The 18,255-nt window shown below is 46.8% G+C and carries 17 protein-coding genes; 13 read left to right on the top strand and 4 right to left on the bottom strand.

What is annotated here, in order from left to right:
• Nucleotides 1-36: 36 nt before the first annotated feature.
• Together A8O23_RS14505 and recF are read right to left on the bottom strand one after the other, a co-directional pair.
• On the bottom strand, nt 37-363 hold the full coding sequence (locus A8O23_RS14505; protein WP_192849050.1) for a DUF721 domain-containing protein: 327 nt from the start codon (nt 361-363) through the stop codon (nt 37-39).
• A gap of 297 nt (nt 364-660) precedes the next feature.
• Nucleotides 661-1,776 carry a DNA replication/repair protein RecF gene (gene recF / locus A8O23_RS14500; protein ID WP_066622469.1) on the bottom strand — a complete coding sequence of 372 codons (1,116 nt, stop codon included), beginning with the start codon at nt 1,774-1,776 and terminating at the stop codon, nt 661-663.
• 140 nt (nt 1,777-1,916) lie between these two features.
• On the opposite strand from recF, the gene pdhA reads away from it, so the two are divergent.
• From pdhA to ribH, 3 genes are all read left to right on the top strand, one after another.
• Complete coding sequence (gene pdhA, locus A8O23_RS14495; RefSeq protein WP_066622467.1) at nt 1,917-2,948, top strand: pyruvate dehydrogenase (acetyl-transferring) E1 component subunit alpha; 1,032 nt, start codon at nt 1,917-1,919, stop codon at nt 2,946-2,948.
• A gap of 109 nt (nt 2,949-3,057) precedes the next feature.
• Nucleotides 3,058-3,747 carry a tetratricopeptide repeat protein gene (locus A8O23_RS14490; RefSeq protein WP_239693414.1) on the top strand — a complete coding sequence of 230 codons (690 nt, stop codon included), beginning with the start codon at nt 3,058-3,060 and terminating at the stop codon, nt 3,745-3,747.
• Nucleotides 3,748-3,914: 167 nt separating this feature from the next.
• The gene (ribH, locus tag A8O23_RS14485) at nt 3,915-4,397 is read left to right on the top strand and encodes a 6,7-dimethyl-8-ribityllumazine synthase (protein ID WP_066622463.1); all 483 of its coding nucleotides are present in this window, start codon (nt 3,915-3,917) and stop codon (nt 4,395-4,397) included.
• An 81-nt stretch (nt 4,398-4,478) separates the two neighbouring features.
• Here the strand turns inward: ribH and A8O23_RS14480 are convergent, their stop codons facing one another.
• On the bottom strand, nt 4,479-5,015 hold the full coding sequence (locus tag A8O23_RS14480) for a DUF3575 domain-containing protein (RefSeq protein WP_066622639.1): 537 nt from the start codon (nt 5,013-5,015) through the stop codon (nt 4,479-4,481).
• 339 nt (nt 5,016-5,354) lie between these two features.
• Between A8O23_RS14480 and A8O23_RS14475 the strand changes: the two genes are divergently transcribed.
• The 10 genes from A8O23_RS14475 (at nt 5,355) to A8O23_RS14435 (ending at nt 16,596) form a co-directional block, all read left to right on the top strand.
• Nucleotides 5,355-5,738, top strand: coding sequence for a TraR/DksA family transcriptional regulator (locus A8O23_RS14475; RefSeq protein ID WP_066622461.1), 384 nt, complete (start codon nt 5,355-5,357; stop codon nt 5,736-5,738).
• Between the two features lie 17 nt (nt 5,739-5,755).
• Nucleotides 5,756-6,319, top strand: coding sequence for an SMC-Scp complex subunit ScpB (gene scpB / locus A8O23_RS14470; RefSeq protein WP_066622460.1), 564 nt, complete (start codon nt 5,756-5,758; stop codon nt 6,317-6,319).
• Between the two features lie 54 nt (nt 6,320-6,373).
• Complete coding sequence (locus A8O23_RS14465) at nt 6,374-8,092, top strand: pseudouridine synthase (RefSeq protein ID WP_066622459.1); 1,719 nt, start codon at nt 6,374-6,376, stop codon at nt 8,090-8,092.
• 16 nt (nt 8,093-8,108) lie between these two features.
• Entirely contained in the window at nt 8,109-8,825 is a 717-nt protein-coding gene (locus A8O23_RS14460) for a type III pantothenate kinase (RefSeq protein WP_082883077.1), read from the top strand.
• On the top strand, nt 8,818-10,140 hold the full coding sequence (locus A8O23_RS14455; RefSeq protein ID WP_066622458.1) for a hypothetical protein: 1,323 nt from the start codon (nt 8,818-8,820) through the stop codon (nt 10,138-10,140). The genes A8O23_RS14460 and A8O23_RS14455 overlap by 8 nt, the downstream gene beginning before the upstream one ends.
• 143 nt (nt 10,141-10,283) lie before the next feature.
• Nucleotides 10,284-10,868 carry an LPS export ABC transporter periplasmic protein LptC gene (gene lptC, locus A8O23_RS14450; protein ID WP_239693413.1) on the top strand — a complete coding sequence of 195 codons (585 nt, stop codon included), beginning with the start codon at nt 10,284-10,286 and terminating at the stop codon, nt 10,866-10,868.
• Nucleotides 10,865-11,023, top strand: a complete 159-nt coding sequence (locus A8O23_RS21630) for a hypothetical protein (protein WP_161486746.1) — start codon at nt 10,865-10,867, stop codon at nt 11,021-11,023. Before lptC ends, A8O23_RS21630 begins: the two co-directional genes overlap by 4 nt.
• A 37-nt stretch (nt 11,024-11,060) precedes the next feature.
• Nucleotides 11,061-12,317 (top strand): hemolysin family protein, encoded by a 1,257-nt coding sequence (locus A8O23_RS14445; RefSeq protein ID WP_239693412.1) that lies wholly within the window; start codon nt 11,061-11,063, stop codon nt 12,315-12,317.
• Between the two features lie 178 nt (nt 12,318-12,495).
• Complete coding sequence (locus A8O23_RS14440; protein WP_066622454.1) at nt 12,496-14,601, top strand: peptidylprolyl isomerase; 2,106 nt, start codon at nt 12,496-12,498, stop codon at nt 14,599-14,601.
• Between the two features lie 171 nt (nt 14,602-14,772).
• Nucleotides 14,773-16,596, top strand: coding sequence for a tetratricopeptide repeat protein (locus A8O23_RS14435; protein WP_066622453.1), 1,824 nt, complete (start codon nt 14,773-14,775; stop codon nt 16,594-16,596).
• A 1-nt stretch (nt 16,597) separates the two neighbouring features.
• Here A8O23_RS14435 and A8O23_RS14430 read toward each other — a convergent pair whose 3' ends face one another.
• Entirely contained in the window at nt 16,598-18,145 is a 1,548-nt protein-coding gene (locus tag A8O23_RS14430; protein WP_161486745.1) for a PrsW family intramembrane metalloprotease, read from the bottom strand.
• Nucleotides 18,146-18,255 lie beyond the last annotated feature (110 nt).

Genomic DNA, 18,255 nt, shown 5'->3' with positions numbered 1-18,255 from the left:
GACCTGTTTTCCAGAAAATGGCGCTGAAACAGAAATCTACAGAAAAACAACCTCGTCAATTACCTGTTCGCCCATCTCAGAGTTAATAAGAGACACCACCTTGGCTTTGGCCATGTTCAGCTCGTGCTTCAGCGGGGCCGAAGTAAGGCGCACGAACAATTTACGGTTGCGCACAAACACCTCCTGGGTCTTAAGCGCAATGGCCTTGCCCATAATCTTTTCCCAAGAACTCACCAGTTGCACCTCACTCAGCTTCCCATTCAATTTATACGCCTTCAGCATAGACTCAATGCTGTCTTTCAAGCTGATGGTATCAGCTTTGCGCATGAACGGACTTCTGGGGTTTAGCGGACGCAGGGACATAGTGTAATGAGTGAAGGAATGACTGTGCGAATGAGTGAATACAAATTCTACAGCGCTAAATTAGGCGTTTTAAAATGGGTAAAATTGGGTTTAGGGAAATGAATTTATCCACGCAACTTATCCCCAAGATACGCACAATTCACCTTTTTTTGTTTACGGCCTGTAACAGTGAGCAGTTATCAGTTATCCTTAATGTTATTAAATCAATAGTTTCCCTGCAGAAAACGTGCAGATGAACTTGTTTGCTGATAACTATAAATTGCTAACTGCTCACTGTTTACTGATAACTGTTCCCTGCTAACATTCATCGTCAATAGTCTCGGCTTTTCCTTCAGAAATTCTGAACCTCCGGATGTTGTTTGACAGGGGCTGCAGAATGGCGTCGGTGCGGTCTAAGTGGGTGTCGGTGAGAAAAATTTGGCCGAAGGTGTTGTTGGCCACCAGCTGCATGAGTTGCTCAATGCGTTTCTGGTCCAGCCGGTCAAAAATATCATCTAGCAGCAGGAGCGGTTTTTGACCGTTTTTCTGAGCCAGCACCTCAAACTGCGCCAGTTTCAGGGCAATGACGTAGCTTTTCTGCTGGCCTTGTGAGCCGAAGTTCTTCACGCTTTTGCCGTCCATCAAGAACACAAAATCATCTTTGTGCGGCCCTACGGTGGTGCGCTGCAGCACAAGGTCTTTGCGTTGGCTCTGGTCTAGCAGATAGGCATAGTTCTGCCTGATGAGCTGGCTTTGGTAATCAAGCGTTACTACTTCTGAAGAACCAGACAGGTGCTGGTAATGGCGCTGAAACACCGGCTCAAACTGCTCCAGAAATGATGCTCGGCGTATGCTTAGTTCGGTGCCCAAAGGCATCAGCTGCTCATCCAGCACCTGCAGATACTCTTTGTCTACGTAATTTTTCTCGTAGAACTGCTTAAGCAGAGAGTTTCGCTGCTTATGCACGTAAGTGTATTGGATAAGCAGGTCTAGGTAGGTGTGGTCCAGCTGGGCCATCAGGCTGTCAAAGAACTTGCGGCGCTCTTCGCTGCCTTCCCTGATCAAATCAGTGTCATACGGTGAAATCAGCACCACCGGAAATTTGCCCACGTGCTCGCTCACCCGCTCATAGGGTGTTTTGTTAAGCGTGATGATTTTTTTCTGCCCCAGCTTCACATAGCACTGCACGGCACTCATTTTCTCTTCATTCTTAAAGCGGCCCCGCACAATAAAATAGTCCTCGCCTTCTTTGATATTCTGCAAATCTGAGGCGGTAAAGGCACTTTTAGTAAGCGATAGATAATAAATAGCATCCAGCAGATTGGTCTTGCCGCTGCCGTTGTCGCCTATAAAGCAATTAATGTGCGTTGAAAAAGGCAGAGTGGCTTCCTCGTAATTCTTAAAGTGCAGTAAGTGTAGATTTTCGAGGAGCATGAACTTGTTTCCAGATTTTTACTTAATTTCGCATGTTATAATGCCTTACGGAACAAAACTATCGCTAATTCAGCAGTTGAATGGCAATATTTGAAATTCCGTACGTTTGATTTAATCCTTACGAACAACAGACATAAGATATGGCGGACGCGAAAGCAGCGAAGAAGACAAAGGTAAAAGGTGCCCCTTCATTTTCAAAAGAGACCTACCTGCGCTGGTATGAGATGATGCAACTCATGCGCAAATTTGAGGAAAAAGCAGGCCAGTTATATGGTCAGCAGAAAATAAAAGGTTTTTGCCACTTATATATTGGGCAAGAAGCATGTGCGGCTGGAGCTATCACCGCCCTTACCAAAGACGATAAATGGATTACCGCTTACCGTGACCACGCACACCCACTGGGGCTAGGCACTTCGCCAAACGCGGTTATGGCCGAGCTTTTTGCCAAGGCTACCGGTTGCTCAAAAGGCAAAGGTGGCTCCATGCACATTTTTGATAAAGAAGTAAACTTTGTGGGCGGCCACGGTATTGTAGGCGCTCAGGTGCCGCTAGGTGCTGGTTTGGCGTTTGCCGAGAAATACAACAAAACCGGTAACCTGTGTATTACTTACATGGGCGACGGTGCCGTACGCCAAGGTGCTTTACATGAGGCTTTCAACATGGCCATGCTATGGAAACTGCCGGTAATCTTTGTAGTAGAGAACAACGGTTACGCCATGGGTACTTCTGTACAACGCACCTCAAACGTAACTGATCTGTATAAATTAGGTTTGAGCTATGACATGCCATCTGAGCCGGTAAACGCCATGCGTTGCGAAGATGTGCATGATGCTGTAGCCCGTGCCGCTGAGCGTGCCCGCGCCGGTGAAGGTCCAACCTTCCTAGAGTTCAGAACTTACCGTTACAAAGGCCACTCTATGTCTGACCCGGCTAAGTACCGCACCAAAGAGGAACTGGAGAACTACCGTAACCAAGATCCTATTGAGAGCGTGCGTTACACCATTCTGGAGAATAAATTCGCCACTGAGCAGGAACTGGAAGAAATTGATGCTAAAATCAAGGCGCAGGTGCAGGAATCAGTGGAATTTGCAGAAAACTCTCCTTACCCAGAGCCTGAAGAATTATACACAGATATATATGTAGAAAAAGACTATCCGTACGTGATGGTCTAAAAAAGCTGCCAGGCGGGGAACGCACCAGAGATATTTGGGGTTCAGCGGGCAAGGCTTTGTGTAGCAGCATTTAATATTATTTTTATACTTACTGATGTCAATTAAAACAATGAAGCAAGAGAGCGACTTAGAGCTAGTGGAAAACCCAGATGCCCTGGCTGATCGCCTTGTAGGAGGGTCGGAGGATTTTGTGACCCGTCACAAGAATTTGCTGATCGGGATTTTTGTGGCCATAGCTGCCGCTGTGGTGGGTGGTTTCCTGTTTTACCAGAACCGCCAGAATCAGAACGAAGAAGCGCTGGCTGCTATGTTTCAGGCAGAATATTATTTAGAGGCTGACTCGTTGAATAAAGCCATCAATGGTGACGGCCAGTATGCCGGCTTCAAGAAAATTGCCGATGAGTACGGTAGCACCAAAGCAGGTAACCTTGCAAACTTCTACGCTGGTATAGCCTTGTTAAAGCAAGGTCAGTTCCAAGAGGCTCTGAATTATTTAGAGGAGTTCAAATCTGATGATTTGTTGCTTCAGGCCCGTGCTTATAGCCTTCAAGGTGATGCCCAGTTAGAGCTAGGAAAAGCCGAAGAGGCCGCTGAGTTGTATACCAAAGCTGCTGAACACAAAGCCAACGATTATTTTTCGCCGCAGTACCTCATGAAAGCCGCTTTGGCTCTGGAGACCGCTAACAAAAATGCCGAAGCCGCTGAGGTGTATGGCCGTATTATTGAGAACTACCCTGTAAGTCAGGAAGTGAACGACGCTAAAAAATTCAAGGCTCGGGCCGAAGAATTAGCTAACTAATTCCTGCACAAAGAAATAAAGTAAAGCGGAGCAGCAACCTAATTTATTTAGGCCGCTGCTCCGCTTTTTTATGCAAATTTGCGTAGAACCGTTTCCGGCTCGTTTTTAGCAAATCAGCCTAAAACCAAGACTAAGATCAGGATTCATTTTCCCTAACCTACAGCAAGATGGCAAGCGCCCTTAAAAATCTAAGCGATTATAATTCAGACAACCTTCCTGACATTTCAGGTAAAAAATTTGGGTTGGTAGTAGCAGAATGGAACAAAGAAATAACTGACACGCTATGCCACGGTGCCTATGACACGCTGATCAAACACGGGGCAAAGGCAGAAAATATTCACCGCAACACAGTGCCAGGTTCTTTTGAACTTACGCTGGGGGCTCAGCTGCTAGCCCAGAGCTATGAAATAGATGCCGTTATCGCACTGGGTGTAGTGATCAAAGGCGAAACGAAGCACGATGATTACATCTGCCATGCCGTAGCCCAAGGCCTGACTCAGGTAGGGTTGAAGTTCAATAAGCCCGTTATATTTGGTCTGGTCACCACCAATGATGAGCAACAGGCCTGGGACCGCGCCGGCGGAAAACACGGCAACAAAGGAGTGGAGGCCGCAGTAACTGCCATTCAAATGGTGGGTCTTTTTAGCTAAGCGAAGAGATTTCTTTCAAAACAAAGGCCAGCCGGTAACTCGGCTGGCCTTTGTTTTTGGCTTACTTTCAGAAAAACAACGCTAAAACGCAATGCCTACAGACAGTCCTCCACGCGGGCTAAAGCCGCTGAAAGTGCCCAGGTTAAAGTCTTTTTCACTGTTGCCGCCGTTCACATTGGCGGCATTAAAACCAGGCCCAGCAAAGGCATCAATGACAAAATGCTTCCCAATGATCAGCTGATAGCCCAGTAGGCCGCCGGCGCCAAAAGAAGTAAGAGAGCCTTTGGATTGGGTGTCTTGGCGGGTGAGGTCAAAGTTTTGGTAGCGCACATAGCCAGCGCCATACAAACCAGACGGAGCCTGACCACTAAAAAAATAGCGCACCTCAGGGGTAAGGCCAAAGCCATCAAAGCTGGTCTCCTTTATTTTAATGCCTGACTGAAAATAACCTAACTGAGCGCTTAGGTTGGGCGAGACAGCGTATTCGGCAAAAAAGGAACCTGTCTTCACTACTGGGCTCAAAATATTAGCCTTTATTGTAACTTGTTGTGCACTGGCTGAGGGATTCAAACCTATAGCGGCAAAGAATATGAACAGAAAGAGAAGTGCTTTTTTCATGGTAGTAAACATTGGTGCTACCATTAATTCATAAATGATGCCAAACCTCACTGATGGGCGTAGGCTCAAAAAAGGATCAGGTTCTGTTAAGATAAAGCTATGTAATTGTAAAATTCAGCTATCATTTTGACTGTCTGCATAGTTTTAAGAAATAATAACTGTATTTTTGCGCAAAATTAGGAGGGATTTTTCTTGAAAAAGCCTCTCTATTGAGTACCAAATTACTACTACAGCGGTGCTGCGGCAGGGGGACTTACTTTAAACTAGGGAACTCAGTTAAGCTAAACCGCATTAAATTAAACTAACAAACTATACAAACCCGTTACTAACAGTACAGCCATGAGTGAAGAAAAACAACGGTATTCCCAGGAGGAGTTGAACGAATTCGAGGAAATAATCATTGAGAAACTGAACAACGCCCGCAAGGAAGTTGCCTTTATCAAGGAAACGTTGAGCAGACGCAATGACTCTGGTACTGATAACACCGCCTCTACTTCTAAAGTGTTGGAAGACGGTGCAGACACCCAGGAGAAAGAAAGCTTAAACCAATTAGCTTCAAGACAGCTTAAGTTTATTCAGCAGTTAGAGAATGCCCTTATCCGCATCAGAAACGGAAGCTACGGGGTATGTATCAAAACCGGTAAACTTATTCCTAAGGAGCGGTTAAAGGCCGTGCCGCACACGCAGCACACCATTGAGGCGAAAATGAATCGCATCGATTAATTAAACAGAATACTAATTTGAACCTGTTACTGAACCATCTTCAGGCCCTGATTTTTTGTGCCACTTCACCGGTGTCTATTGAGGAACTGCAGAAATGCCTTTCTGAAGCGCTGGTAATTGAGGTGAGCGTGAGTGATGTATTGGAGGGAATTGAGCAGCTGAATGCTCAATTCTCTACCGATGCTTTTGCTTTTCAGATTTATGCCATTGGGGGTGGGTATCAGTTTTTAACCAAACCTGCTTACCAAGATTCGGTAAGCATTTTGCTCAAGCACAAATCAAAGAAGAAGCTTTCTGCTTCTGCTCTGGAAACCTTGGCAATTATTGCCTACAAACAACCTATTACCCGCTCTCAGGTAGAGCAGATCAGAGGCGTTAGTTGCGACTACGCCATTCAGCGCCTGCTAGAAAAAGGCCTGCTGGAGATTAAAGGCAAGGCAAATACCATTGGCCGTCCGGTATTATTTGGCACCAGCCAGAAATTCATGGAGTACTTTGGCCTGAACCACCTCAGAGACCTTCCGCAGCTTAGAGACCTGGCGCCGGAAGAGAATACCATCGGCGAAGCCGCCGCACAATAATCCGCATTACACACTTCTTTATACAGTAGCGATACTGCAATTTTTCAACACAACATGGCTAGAAATGAAGATATGCCTCAAGAAGGCAACAACCGCCTGCGGGGAAACTCCGCCGGCGGCGATAAAAAAGTATTTGGCAGAGGCACCCGCTTTGACCGCCCCGAAAGCGGCGACCGAGAGGGTGGTTTCCGCAACAGAAGAGACGATGCAGACGGTGAAGTAAACAGCCGCCGCGAAGACCGCGAAAGAGCACCTAGAAGAGAAAACGATCGCCGGGGTGGAGACTTCCGCCCAGCTCGGGGATTTGATAGACCAGACAGAGGCAATAACGACCGTTCTGATTTCCGCGCACGCGGAGGTGATGACCGCCCTGCCCGCCGTGGAGATGATTCTCGTCCGGCAAGAGGAGGTGACCGCCCATCTGGCAGAAGACCTCGCCGTGGCGATGACAACCCTCCACGCAGAGCCGACGGAAACATACCAGGCCGCAGACCAGAAGGAGACTTTTCAAGAGGTGGCGAGCGCGGAGGTGATACTTACCGTCCAGCCCGCGGTGGCTTCAACCGCAACGACGACAGCCGCCCAGCACGCGGTGGTGACCGTAGAGAAGGTGGCTTCCGGAAACCAGGCTTCGGTGCTGACCGTGAAGAAAACCGATTCTCCCGTGGCGGCGAACGCCGTGACAATGACAGAGGCAACCGTTTTGAAGACCGCCCGCGCAGAGACCGTGAAAATGACTCGTTTTCTGGAAATCAGGGCGAAAACAACTTTGACCGTCCAGCCAGAAGAGAAGGAGACCGATCGTTCAACCGCGAAGGCCGTGGAGGAAGAGACCGCAGCCGTTCCTTTGACCGTCCTGATCGCGATGATCGTTCTGCCCGTGGCAATCGCCCAGACCGGAACGAGCGCCCAGACAGAGGTGGCCGTTTTGAGAGAGCACCTAAAAGCTTCGGGCCGCGTGAAGAGCGTGGTGGAAGAAACACTGACGATGTGCAAGATGCGCCGCAGTATAACCTGAAGCGTTACGAAGAGCGCCAGAAGAAACGTAACCCGGAGGGCGGCAACGAAGAGTGGCGCCTGAACCGCTACATTGCCAATGCCGGTATCTGCTCTCGCCGCGAAGCCGATGAGCTTATTGCCTCTGGCGAAATCAAGGTAAACGGCGAAGTGGTGACCGAAATGGGATACCGCGTAGGGCCTAATGACACAGTTACTTACGGCCGCAAGACCCTGAACCGCCAGAAAACGGTGTACGTGTTGTTGAACAAGCCGAAAGACTTTATCACCACTACCGAAGACCCTGAGGGTCGCAAAACCGTGATGGAGTTGGTAAAGAATGCTTCTAAAGAGCGTTTGTTCCCAGTAGGCCGCTTAGACCGTAACACCACCGGTTTGCTGCTGTTCACCAATGACGGCGAGCTTGCCCAGAAACTAACCCACCCGTCAAACGACGTTTCCAAAATCTACCAGGTTGAGCTAGACAAGCCCATTACTGAGGAAGACTTCAAGAAAGTGCAGGCAGGCGTAGAGCTGGAAGATGGCAAAGCCGAGGTAGATGACGTGGCCTTGATTGGCGACAGCAAGAAGTTTTTAGGTCTGGAAATACATATTGGCCGCAACCGCATTGTGCGCCGCATTTTCGAGCACCTGGGCTATGAGGTAGTTACCCTAGACCGTGTGCAGTATGCGGGCCTTACTAAAAAAGACTTGCCTAGAGGCAACTGGCGATTCCTTTCTGAAAAAGAAGTGGTTCGCTTGAAATACTTCATGTAATCAGCTTTTTGTTAAAATGCTGAACCTGGCGGTAGACAGAGGCAATTCGCGCATCAAAGCTGGTCTTTTCAAAGACGGGCATTTGGTGCGCGAATTTACTTGCCCTACGTTGTCTGTGCTGGCGGAAGAATTGGCGGGGGTGCAGGTGCAGCATGCCATAGTCTCGTCGGTCAGTGCGGAGCCTACAGAGCTGCAGCAGGTGGTGCCGGTGGCAGGGCAGGTAGTGTATTTTAACAACCAGACGCCAGTGCCGGTAACCAACAATTACGGTACACCGCATACCTTGGGAGTAGATCGTATGGCCGCGGCAGTTGGAGCGTATCAACTATTCGAAAACCAGAACTGCCTGGTTATAGATGCCGGTACCGCCATTACCTATGATGTGCTGGATGAGAACGGTGTTTTTCAGGGCGGGAATATTTCTCTGGGTCTGGATATGCGTTACAAGGCACTTCATGCGTTTACTGGTAAGTTGCCTCAACTTTCGGGCAATGTGCTGCCTTCCCGACCCGGAAAATCTACCACTGACGCTATCACCGGTGGCGTTTTGTACGGAGCCGTGGCTGAGGTAGAAGGCTTTATCCGGCATTATGAGCGTCAGTACAAACCGTTGACAGTCATATTGTGCGGTGGCGACGCCCGGTTTTTTGAAAGTACAGTAAAAGCACGCATCTTTGTCATTCCCGAATTGGTTTTAATCGGGTTAAACCGTATTTTAGAGTATAATGTATAAGCCTTTTCGCGCCCTGTTGCTTCTTTCTAGTTTATTTGTTGGCACTCAGGTACAGGCGCAACAACTCTCCAATTCTCCTTATTCACGTTTTGGCGTAGGAGAGATGTTCCACGGAACCGGGAGTATTCGTAACGCCGGCATGGGGCAGGTTGGAGTGGCAGCCTTCAATGTGAGTGGCACCCTTTTCAATGATATTAATCCCGCCCTTAGTTACTATAACCCTGCTGTAACCTTTGAAGCAGCGGTAAACTCTGAGCTGAAAAAGCTTTCAGACGGACAAAATTCCCAATTGGACGGTACTGCTAATTTAGGTTATCTGACATTGGCTATTCCGGTGGCACGCCGCTGGCACAGCGTGATTGGCTTACGCCCTTACAGCCGGGTTAACTACACTACCTTCTTGAACAGCCCAGTAGAAGGTGCTCCCTCAGTTACTACCTATACCGAGTACAAAGGAGAAGGCGGCTTGAACGAGGTTTTCTTCACTAATAGCTTTTTTCTTTTCAAAGGTTTCACTGCGGGTTTAACAAGCTCTTATGTTTTTGGCACCATTGACCGTGATGCCTCTACGGTATTGGTAGATGCCAACGACACCAATGCCGCTTTGCAAAAAACGCTTGTTCACACCACCACCAAATACAACGGGTTCTTGTTCAAAGGAGGATTGCACTACCGGAACAAAATAAAAGACGGGGTGTATTTAGGCGTGGGAGGTACCTATACTGCTCAAACAGTTCTAGACGCCGACCGCATGGTAAGCCAGGAGCGTCGTTATCTTGATGATGCTCTTATTTCTAGAACAGTTACTGACAGCACAAATGGCTTTACGTCACTGCCGCAGTCTTTCCAGGTGGGTATTGGTATTGATAACGCCCGTAACTGGTCTGCCGGTATTGACTATACCGCCAACCAGAATTCTAGTTTCCATGGTTTTAGTGCCCGTAAAAACGAAGGAACCCAGGAAATGGGCGATGGCTACCGCATTGGGGTTGGGACTGAGTTTACCCCAGATCCAGGCTCCGTAACCAGTTACCTGAAAAGGGTAAATTACCGCTTAGGCGGTTATTACAGCAAAGCTGAAATGTTAGCCAGCGGTGGTACGCATAACCTTACCAACATGGCCATAACAGCAGGTATGTCATTTCCGGTGGGTAGAGGTGTAAGGCCTCCAGACTACACGCAGGCATTGCTGAGCACTAGCTTTACTGTTGGGATTCAAGAGTCTAAAGAATCTGGTTTAAAGGAAGAGTTCTTCAGAGTAAATCTAGGCGTAACGTTTAACAACCGCTGGTTCATTAAACGCCGGTTCGACTAAGCTGGCTTTATATATTGAAAGGAATAAGTCAGATACCGGAACAATAGAAGACAAATCTACTGTTCCGGTATCTGATGCATTTATAGCAGAGGTAACTCTTGTCTTTGCTTGTAACAAAGAGTATAAACAGCAGCATAAAAAACTTGCAGATCATACACTCACCCGTACGTGCAATGGTTTATTCGCTCCAGAAGGAGGTGAAGGTTAAGGTCCTGTATTTTTTTGCAGCCTTGTGGTGTGTAGCCAGTTGGGGCTGTCAGAAAACAGATGAAACCGTAAAGCCTGTTGAGTATACCGGCCCAGCCTCTGAAACCTATGATGTAGAAACCATCTATAGTGATTCTGCCAAAACCAAGCTGAAAATGAGTGCTCCTTTGCAGCAAGATATGCAAAACGGAGATGTGCTCTATCCGAAAGGAATGCATATCACTTTTTATGAAGAGGGGAAACCTACCAGTACGGTATCTGCCAAGTACGGCAAGTATGACAAGGCCAAAGACCAATACTTCGTGCGCAATGATGTGGTGGTGAGAAATACTGTTAAGAATGAGCAGCTAAATACCGAAGAGTTGTACTGGGACCGTAGAAAAAGGAATATCTACACAGATAAATTTGTGCGCATTACCAGTGCTGATGAGGTAGCTACAGGCCATGGTCTTACCTCTAATGAAGACTTCTCAAACTACACCATCAAGAATTTTACGGGCAGTTTCAAAATCAAAGAATGAGCTTAAAGCAAACCATATATTTAGCCTTAGCGGTGGTGGCGCTGGTAATTGGCATTCACCGCTCTACCATAGACGGTATTGTGGCCAGTTACTGGATATTTATGCTAGCCGTTATTTTTCTCATGCTTTTCCGTATGAACAAAAGAGAGTCCTAATCTCTGAATCCGGTTAATGGATATAATATCATTGTACATGTTAATAGGAGTAGGGGCTGTCTTACTCTTGCTATTTAGCACTGCCGAAGTAGCCCTTAGACAGGCAGAGCAGGTGGTGCTGAATTTGGAAGCCGTTGAAAGCGGCAACAGCCTCACCAAATTTTTGCTTCGCCGCCAGAAACAAGTGTTTCTTACCCTTCAACTAGGTTTGGCGGCCAGTTTGCTGCTGTTAGGCGCGGGCAGTTACGGCTGGTTTCTCTCCCTATTGCAGGAGCATTTTGAATTAAAAGCTGCGGTGGCTACTATGCTAGCAGGGGTTATCTCTTTTCTGTTGGTGTGGTTACTGCTGCTGCTTAATGGTTTGTTGGCCTCTCTCCTAACCCCATTAAAGGTACTACAACTTTTAGCGGCGCCTATTGCTCTTTTTTTTCTGCTGCTTTACCCCATCACGTTTTTACTGGGAGCTGTTTTTGGCCTGTTTTCTGAAAAAGAAAACGAAAACAGCCAAAATCTTGCAGCCAATGCCTTGGCCTTACAGCCCTTCAGCCTGAAAGTACCCTCGTCTGAAGATGAGCTGTACGGTTTTGTGCCCTCCAGTGAGGTAGACAGTAAGATTTTTCACAATGCCTTGGAGTTCAGAACGGTGCGGGTGCGGGAGTGTATGGTGCCTCGTACAGAAATAGACGCTATTGAGGTAGACGAGGGTCTTGAGGTGCTCAGGGAGAAGTTTATTGAAACCGGCCACTCCAAGATCCTGATCTACCAAGATTCCCTGGATCACATTTTAGGGTACTGCCATCAGTTCTCCTTATTTGAGAACCCCGCCACCCTAGAGGAAATATTAACGCCCATGGATGCGGTGCCGGAAAATATGCTTGCCCGTGAACTGTTCGTGAAATTTATCACGGAGCACCGCAGCATTGTGCTGGTGCTAGATGAGTTTGGCGGCACTTCCGGCATTGTGACGCTAGAAGACGTGATGGAGGAAATTATTGGCGATATTAATGACGAGTACGATGAGGAAGACCTGCTGGAGCAAGCGTTGCCAGAGCCAGGCACCTACCTGTTCAGCGCCCGCCAGGAAATAGATTACCTCAATGAGAAGTACCAGTTGCAACTGCCCGAGGGAGATTATGAAACCTTAGGCGGGTTTATTTTGTCTGTGCTGGAAGAAATTCCTTCAACTGGCGATGTGATTAGCGTGGCTCCCTTTGAGATCAAAATTCTTTCAATGGATGAACATCGCATAAACACGGTGCATCTTGCCAAAAAGGCCACTACCCCAGAAGAATAGCTCTACCCTTAAAAAAGTTTGATTTCAATTTTGAGACCTTAATTCTAAGGTGAAGAGCTGAACCTCGCGTTTTTAAAGCACAAATCTTGAAATTTAAACGGGCTCAAGCACTTATATTTTGATTTTACCACATATTCAGATTATTTTGCATAACGCTTAAAATACGTCAAATACTTACATGGCATTAATTAACAAGATTAGGGAGAAGTCAAGCTTCGCCATTGGCGCAATTGCCATAGGCTTGCTTATTTTCATTGTGTTGGGTGACTTACTGGGACCAAATTCCCGGCTGTTCGGAAACGATACGATAGTAGGTGAGATTGCAGGGCATGAAGTGTCTGTGCAAGAGTTTGAGCAAATGTTTGAGCAGGCCAGAAACAACTATGCTAACCAGTATGGCCGTCAGCCCAGCGAGAATGAATTAGCAGCCCTGCGTGAGCAGACCTGGAACCAGTTGGTATTCAAATATTCTTTTGAAGAGCAATTTGAGGATGTAGGTATTGGTGTTTCTGACGATGAGCGCTTTGACATGTGGCAAGGCCGCAACATTCACCCGTCTTTGCGCCAAATGTTTACTAACCCGCAAACTGGTGAGTATGACTATGCCCGCGTAAAAGAGCTGTTCAGCAACCAGGCTAACATGCCGCAAGAGCAGATGGCCATGATCCGTCAGTATGAAGATGATCTAGCCAATGACCGCCTGCGCAACAAGTACTTCAACCTGTTCACGCTGTCTAGCTACGTAACTGCTGCTGAGGCCAAGCGCTATAACATGGAACAGAAAGCTACCGCTAACTTAAACTACCTGTTTGTTCCCTATTTCAGCATACCAGATTCAACCGTACAGGTCACCGACAGCCAACTGAGCGAGTACCTGAACAACAACAAGAAAAAATACGAAGTAGAAGCGGGTCGTTCCATTGCCTATGTAACAGTACCGGTTGCTCCGTCTAAAGACGACAGTGCCTCTTACGCTACTGAAACTTCAGAACTGGTCTCTCGCTTTGCCGCCACAGACAATGATTCATTGTTCGTAAAAGCTGAGTCTGACACTCCTTACAATGGAGCTTACGTACCTGTAAGCCAATTGCCAGAAGAACTGAAAACCCAGAACCTGGAAGAAGGCAAAGTATATGGTCCTTTTACCAGCAATGGTTCTTTCACCCTGTACAAAATCATGGATTCGCAAGACGGAGGTACTGCCTCTGCCCGTGCCAGCCATATTTTGATTAAGCCAGATAACACTACACCAGAGGCCAAGGCTGCTGCTAAAGCAAAAGCACAAGGTATCTTAAACCAAATCAAAGGAGGTGCTGATTTCGCCGCCCTTGCCGCTCAGCACGGTACAGACGGAACCGCCTCAGTAGGTGGTGACTTGGGTTGGTTTACGGAAGGCCGTATGGTGCCAGCTTTTGAGAAAGCAGTATTTGGTACAAACAGCGCTGGCTTACTGCCAAACTTGGTTGAAACTGAATATGGTTACCACATTGTAAAAGTAACTGCTCCTAAAACAACTAAATCTTACCAACTGGCTCAGGTTACCCGCACCATTACCCCAAGTGATGATTCACGTGAATACGCCTTCAGCCGTGCCGGTGCCATTGCCGCTAACAGCAGCAATTTAGAAGAGTTTGAGAAAGCCGTTGCCAACGAAAAAGGTTTGATCAAAGCAGAAGCCAAAAACATTACCGCTTCTGACAGAGGTGTCAACAACCTGATGAACGCGCGTGAGCTAGTACGCTGGGCATTTGCCGAAGACACCAAAGTAGGCAGCGTTTCACACGTGATCACTATGGATGACCAGTATGTGGTAGCTGTGTTGACTGGTAAGCGTGAAAAAGGAACTGCCAAAGTGGAAGATGTACGTGAGGAATTAACCGTTGCCGTACGTAACCAGCTGAAAGCCGAGAAGATCAAGGTTAAATTAGGTGAAGTGAAAGGAAACCTACAAGAAGCCGCAGCTAAATATGGCTCAGATGCCATTGTACGCCCAGCCAATGATGTGACTTTAGCTAGCCCTAACATTCCTGGATTAGGTTTAGAGCCAGTAGCCTTGGGTAGAGCGTTCGGTCTGAAACCAGGTGAGCGCACTCCAGTGATTGTAGGCGAAGGCGGTGTAATTGTTGTGGAACTGACCAACCTGAACCCAGCTCCTCCAATTGCTGACCTTGCTACGGTGAAACAGCAGTTGAAAGCTACCAAAGACGGCCGTGTTCAAGCTGCCCTTTATGAAGCCGTTAAGAAAAACGCGAACATTGAAGACAATCGGGTAAGATTCTTCTAAGCCAGCGTTCCAAATAAAATCTCAGAGAGCCGCACTTTTAAAGTGCGGCTCTTTTGTTTTAGAGGCAAGACTACGTTTTAGGCCTGTTTTCTGAAAAAGAGCTCAAAAACAGTATATTGTAAAACCAGAACCTACGTTAAAAGATTTTATCCTGAAGGAAAGAAGAAGAATATGATGAGACGGTTGATGCTTGTTTGTCTGCTAAGTGTGGTGAGTTTTCTTGCTTTGCCGGAGATAGCCAGCGCGCAAAGCTTTCCGGAACAAATGGCCTTGTCAAGGGAATACCTGCGAAAAGGCGAGTATGACAAGGCAGAAGTGCTGCTAAGCCAGCTGATAAACCATGACATCCAGTTTGGTATAGTATATCCAGAGTACCTGAAGACATTACTGGCTCTGCGTAAATTTCCTGAAGCCGAAAAGTTAGTGAAGCGTGCCCAGAAAAGGTTTCCTGGGGTGCCCAACTTTTCTATAGATGAGGGAAAGGTTTTGCAGGCATCAGGCAAGGGTGCCGCTGCAGAAAAGATGTGGGCACAGGTTGTGCAGAACACTACCCCAGAAAATGTATACGGCATAGCCTCCGCCTTTCAGCAGGCAGATCTAATGGACTACGCCGAGCAGGCGTACCTGCGGGCGCGTGAGCTAGGCGGAAATGACAAGCTGTTTGCGGGGCAATTGCTGCAGCTGTACTCATACCAACGCAAAACAGACAAGCTGATAGATGAAGTTCTGAGGCAGGTAAATAATGAGGCCGTTCCATTGCCTTACGCCCAGAATATGCTGCAAAATGCCTTAAGAGATGAGGAATCTCTCGGCGCACTGGAACAACGGCTCATGACTGCCATTCAAACTAACCCAGACGGCAAAGAAGTACTGGAGCTCCTGATCTGGACGCTACTACAACGCAAAGATTTCGGTATGGCCCTTATGCAGGCCCGTGCCTTTGACCGCCGTACCCAGGGCGGAGGGGCCAAAGTACTGAGCCTAGCCGATATTAGCCTTAGAAATAAAGATTACGCTACCGCCATTGAAGGGTATACCTACATTATGCAACAGTACCCAACAGGTAATTTTTACCCAGTGGCGCGGCAGCGGGTCATTCAGGCGCGGGAAGAACAGGTGAAAAGCACGTTTCCGGTAGATCAGGATAAGATTAAACTGCTGGCCCAAGACTATGAGAAGCTTATTTCAGAAATGAGCCGCACCAATACCACTGCTGAAATCATAAAGAATTTGGCGGAGTTGCAGGCTTTTTACTTAGGCAACAAAGATGCTGCCGTTGAGAACCTGCAAGAAGTCATTTCAATGCCCAGGGTAAACCCAGACGTGGTAGCCGAGGCCAAATTAGTACTAGCCGACATTTACCTGTTACATGGTGAGCCGTGGGAAAGTACCTTGCTCTACAGTCAGGTTGAGAAATCGCACAAAGAGCAGCCGCTGGGGCACGAGGCGAAATTGCGCAACGCCAAGCTTAGTTACTACAAAGGCGACTTTGAGTTGGCCCAAGCCCACCTTGACATCCTGAAGCTGGCCACCAGCCGTGAAATTGCCAATGATGCCTTAGATTTGAGCCTGCTCATTATTGATAATACCGGACTTGATACTTCTGCTACGGCGTTAAAAGAATACGCGGCCATTGATTTTCTGGTGTTCCAGCACAAAGAAGAAGAAGCCCTTTCTGCCCTAGATAAACTGCTGACCAAATACCCCGGCCACGCCCTCACAGATGAGATCTACTTTCAGAAAGCAGAAATTTTGCAGAAGCTGGGCCGCTTTGAAGAGGCCGCTAAAAACCTCCAGCTAATTATAGACAACCCCAAGTACGACATTCTTTCAGATGATGCTTTGTTCCTGCTGGCCAAATTAAACGAAGAGAACCTGAAGCAGCCCCAAAAAGCACAGGACCTTTATAACCAGCTGCTGGTAAAGCACCCTGGCAGTGTGTTTGTGGCCGAAGCCAGAAAGAGACTGCGGAAGCTGCGGGGAGATAAAGTGTAACTTATACATGAACAAAGGCTGGTAGAGTGGCCAAGCTTAACCGTACATCACCGCAAGATTTACACTGACTATAATCTATTCTATTTCCGTTCATGCTATAGTTCTGCCGGAGGAGCTTTAACTGACACTCTACGTACTCTTCATGAAGCAGTGATTCTGATTTATTTTTCAGCTTCACCAGCACCAGATGCGGGTGATAGTCCGTTGTGTTGATAGCGCCAGCCAATTCTACTAGAAACCAGTCTGGATCTACTTCATAGCCTTCATCTTCTGGCTGCCTAATGCAAATACGATCTATGATTTTCCCCTCAGTTTGAAAAAGACATTGTAGCAGCCAATCATTATAGGGAGAAGCCTTTAAGTTTACATGGTAGTCTACTATGTTCTGGGCTGCCAGAAAATTCATTTTCAATAGTAGTAGGGGGCTATGCTCTCCCGAACCGTACATATCTGAGGGAGGTGGCTCATTGTAATAGTCAAGTTTAATAGGGCGCCAGTAGCCTTTCACTAGGTCAAAATTCATAAGGCTGCTTACATAAAAAAATGCAAAACCTAAGCCTAAGAAAAAGGAAGGAATAAACTCAATGGTAGCGTTGTGCTTGCCCAACTGTACCACGTCAATCAGGTAGTTCAAAACAATCATGGCGCTCAGCATAATAGCTAAAAAATACCGCTGCTTTTCAGTTTGCCACACCACCTGATAAGAGAAGAAAGGACTATTGTTTATAGCGTTATTCACTATAATGGTCCAAGCCAGCACATAGAAAAAGAAGAGAAGGTAAGGAAAAGGCAATAACTCAATAAAGGTTAGAAAATCAAAAAGACCATGTGCCAAGGCGGCTGCCAGATAAGTAAGAACAAAATAACCTGCTACATGATTTCCTGTTTTGTATTTGCCCAACACATAGCCATAGACGGCAAAAGAGGAAAACATAATGTGTCCAAAAACTGACAGCAAAGCCCTGTTTTGGATTACCTGATCTTCTAAGGTGCTGAAATAGGCCAAGTTCTCTATAAAAGCGAAGCCTAAGGCAGAGGCAGCGGCATAGTAAATAATATCATATGGCTCATCTATCTCTCTGGTGAAAGCCAAAATCAAAATAACGGGAAAGAGTTTTACCCCTTCCTCAATCAAGCCAATTCGGGCAAAGCAAAAGACAAAGAAGTCATAGAAGGGCTCATTTCTGTAAGAAATATCAAAAACGAAGGTGGCTGCATCAGCAAAAAAGATACTTAAAAAAGAAAAGGCCATTCCCAGTACCAGAGTGAGAATTGTTATGCTTAGCTTTTCTTTATGAAAAATATCCAGCTTTATGATATACAGGAACCACATAGCTAATATAAGGAAAGCGGCTATGAATGCGACGGTGGAAACATTCTCTAAAAAGACTCTAATAATCAACTTAAAATAGAGATAGAAATTGCCGCTCCAGAGCAGTTCTTTTAAATTGTTAGGCTCGGCAACGTAATGGGTAGAATGGGTGAGTTGGAGAGATACATCCGGTAGTAGAAAATAAATGGCTGCAGGTACCACTACTAAAATGGCCATAACTGCAGAGAAGGCTCTATAGTTGCCCGTTTTAAAGAACAGTTCCTTGCGGGCACATTGTTTATACTTGTGCCAGATATAGTAACAGAATGCGTAAATAATTAAGAAGA

Source organism: Rufibacter roseus, from assembly GCF_001647285.1.
GTDB lineage: Bacteria > Bacteroidota > Bacteroidia > Cytophagales > Hymenobacteraceae > Nibribacter > Nibribacter roseus.
The sequence above is the reverse complement of the archived record's forward strand: the minus strand, read 5'-3'. Positions and strand labels throughout refer to the sequence as shown.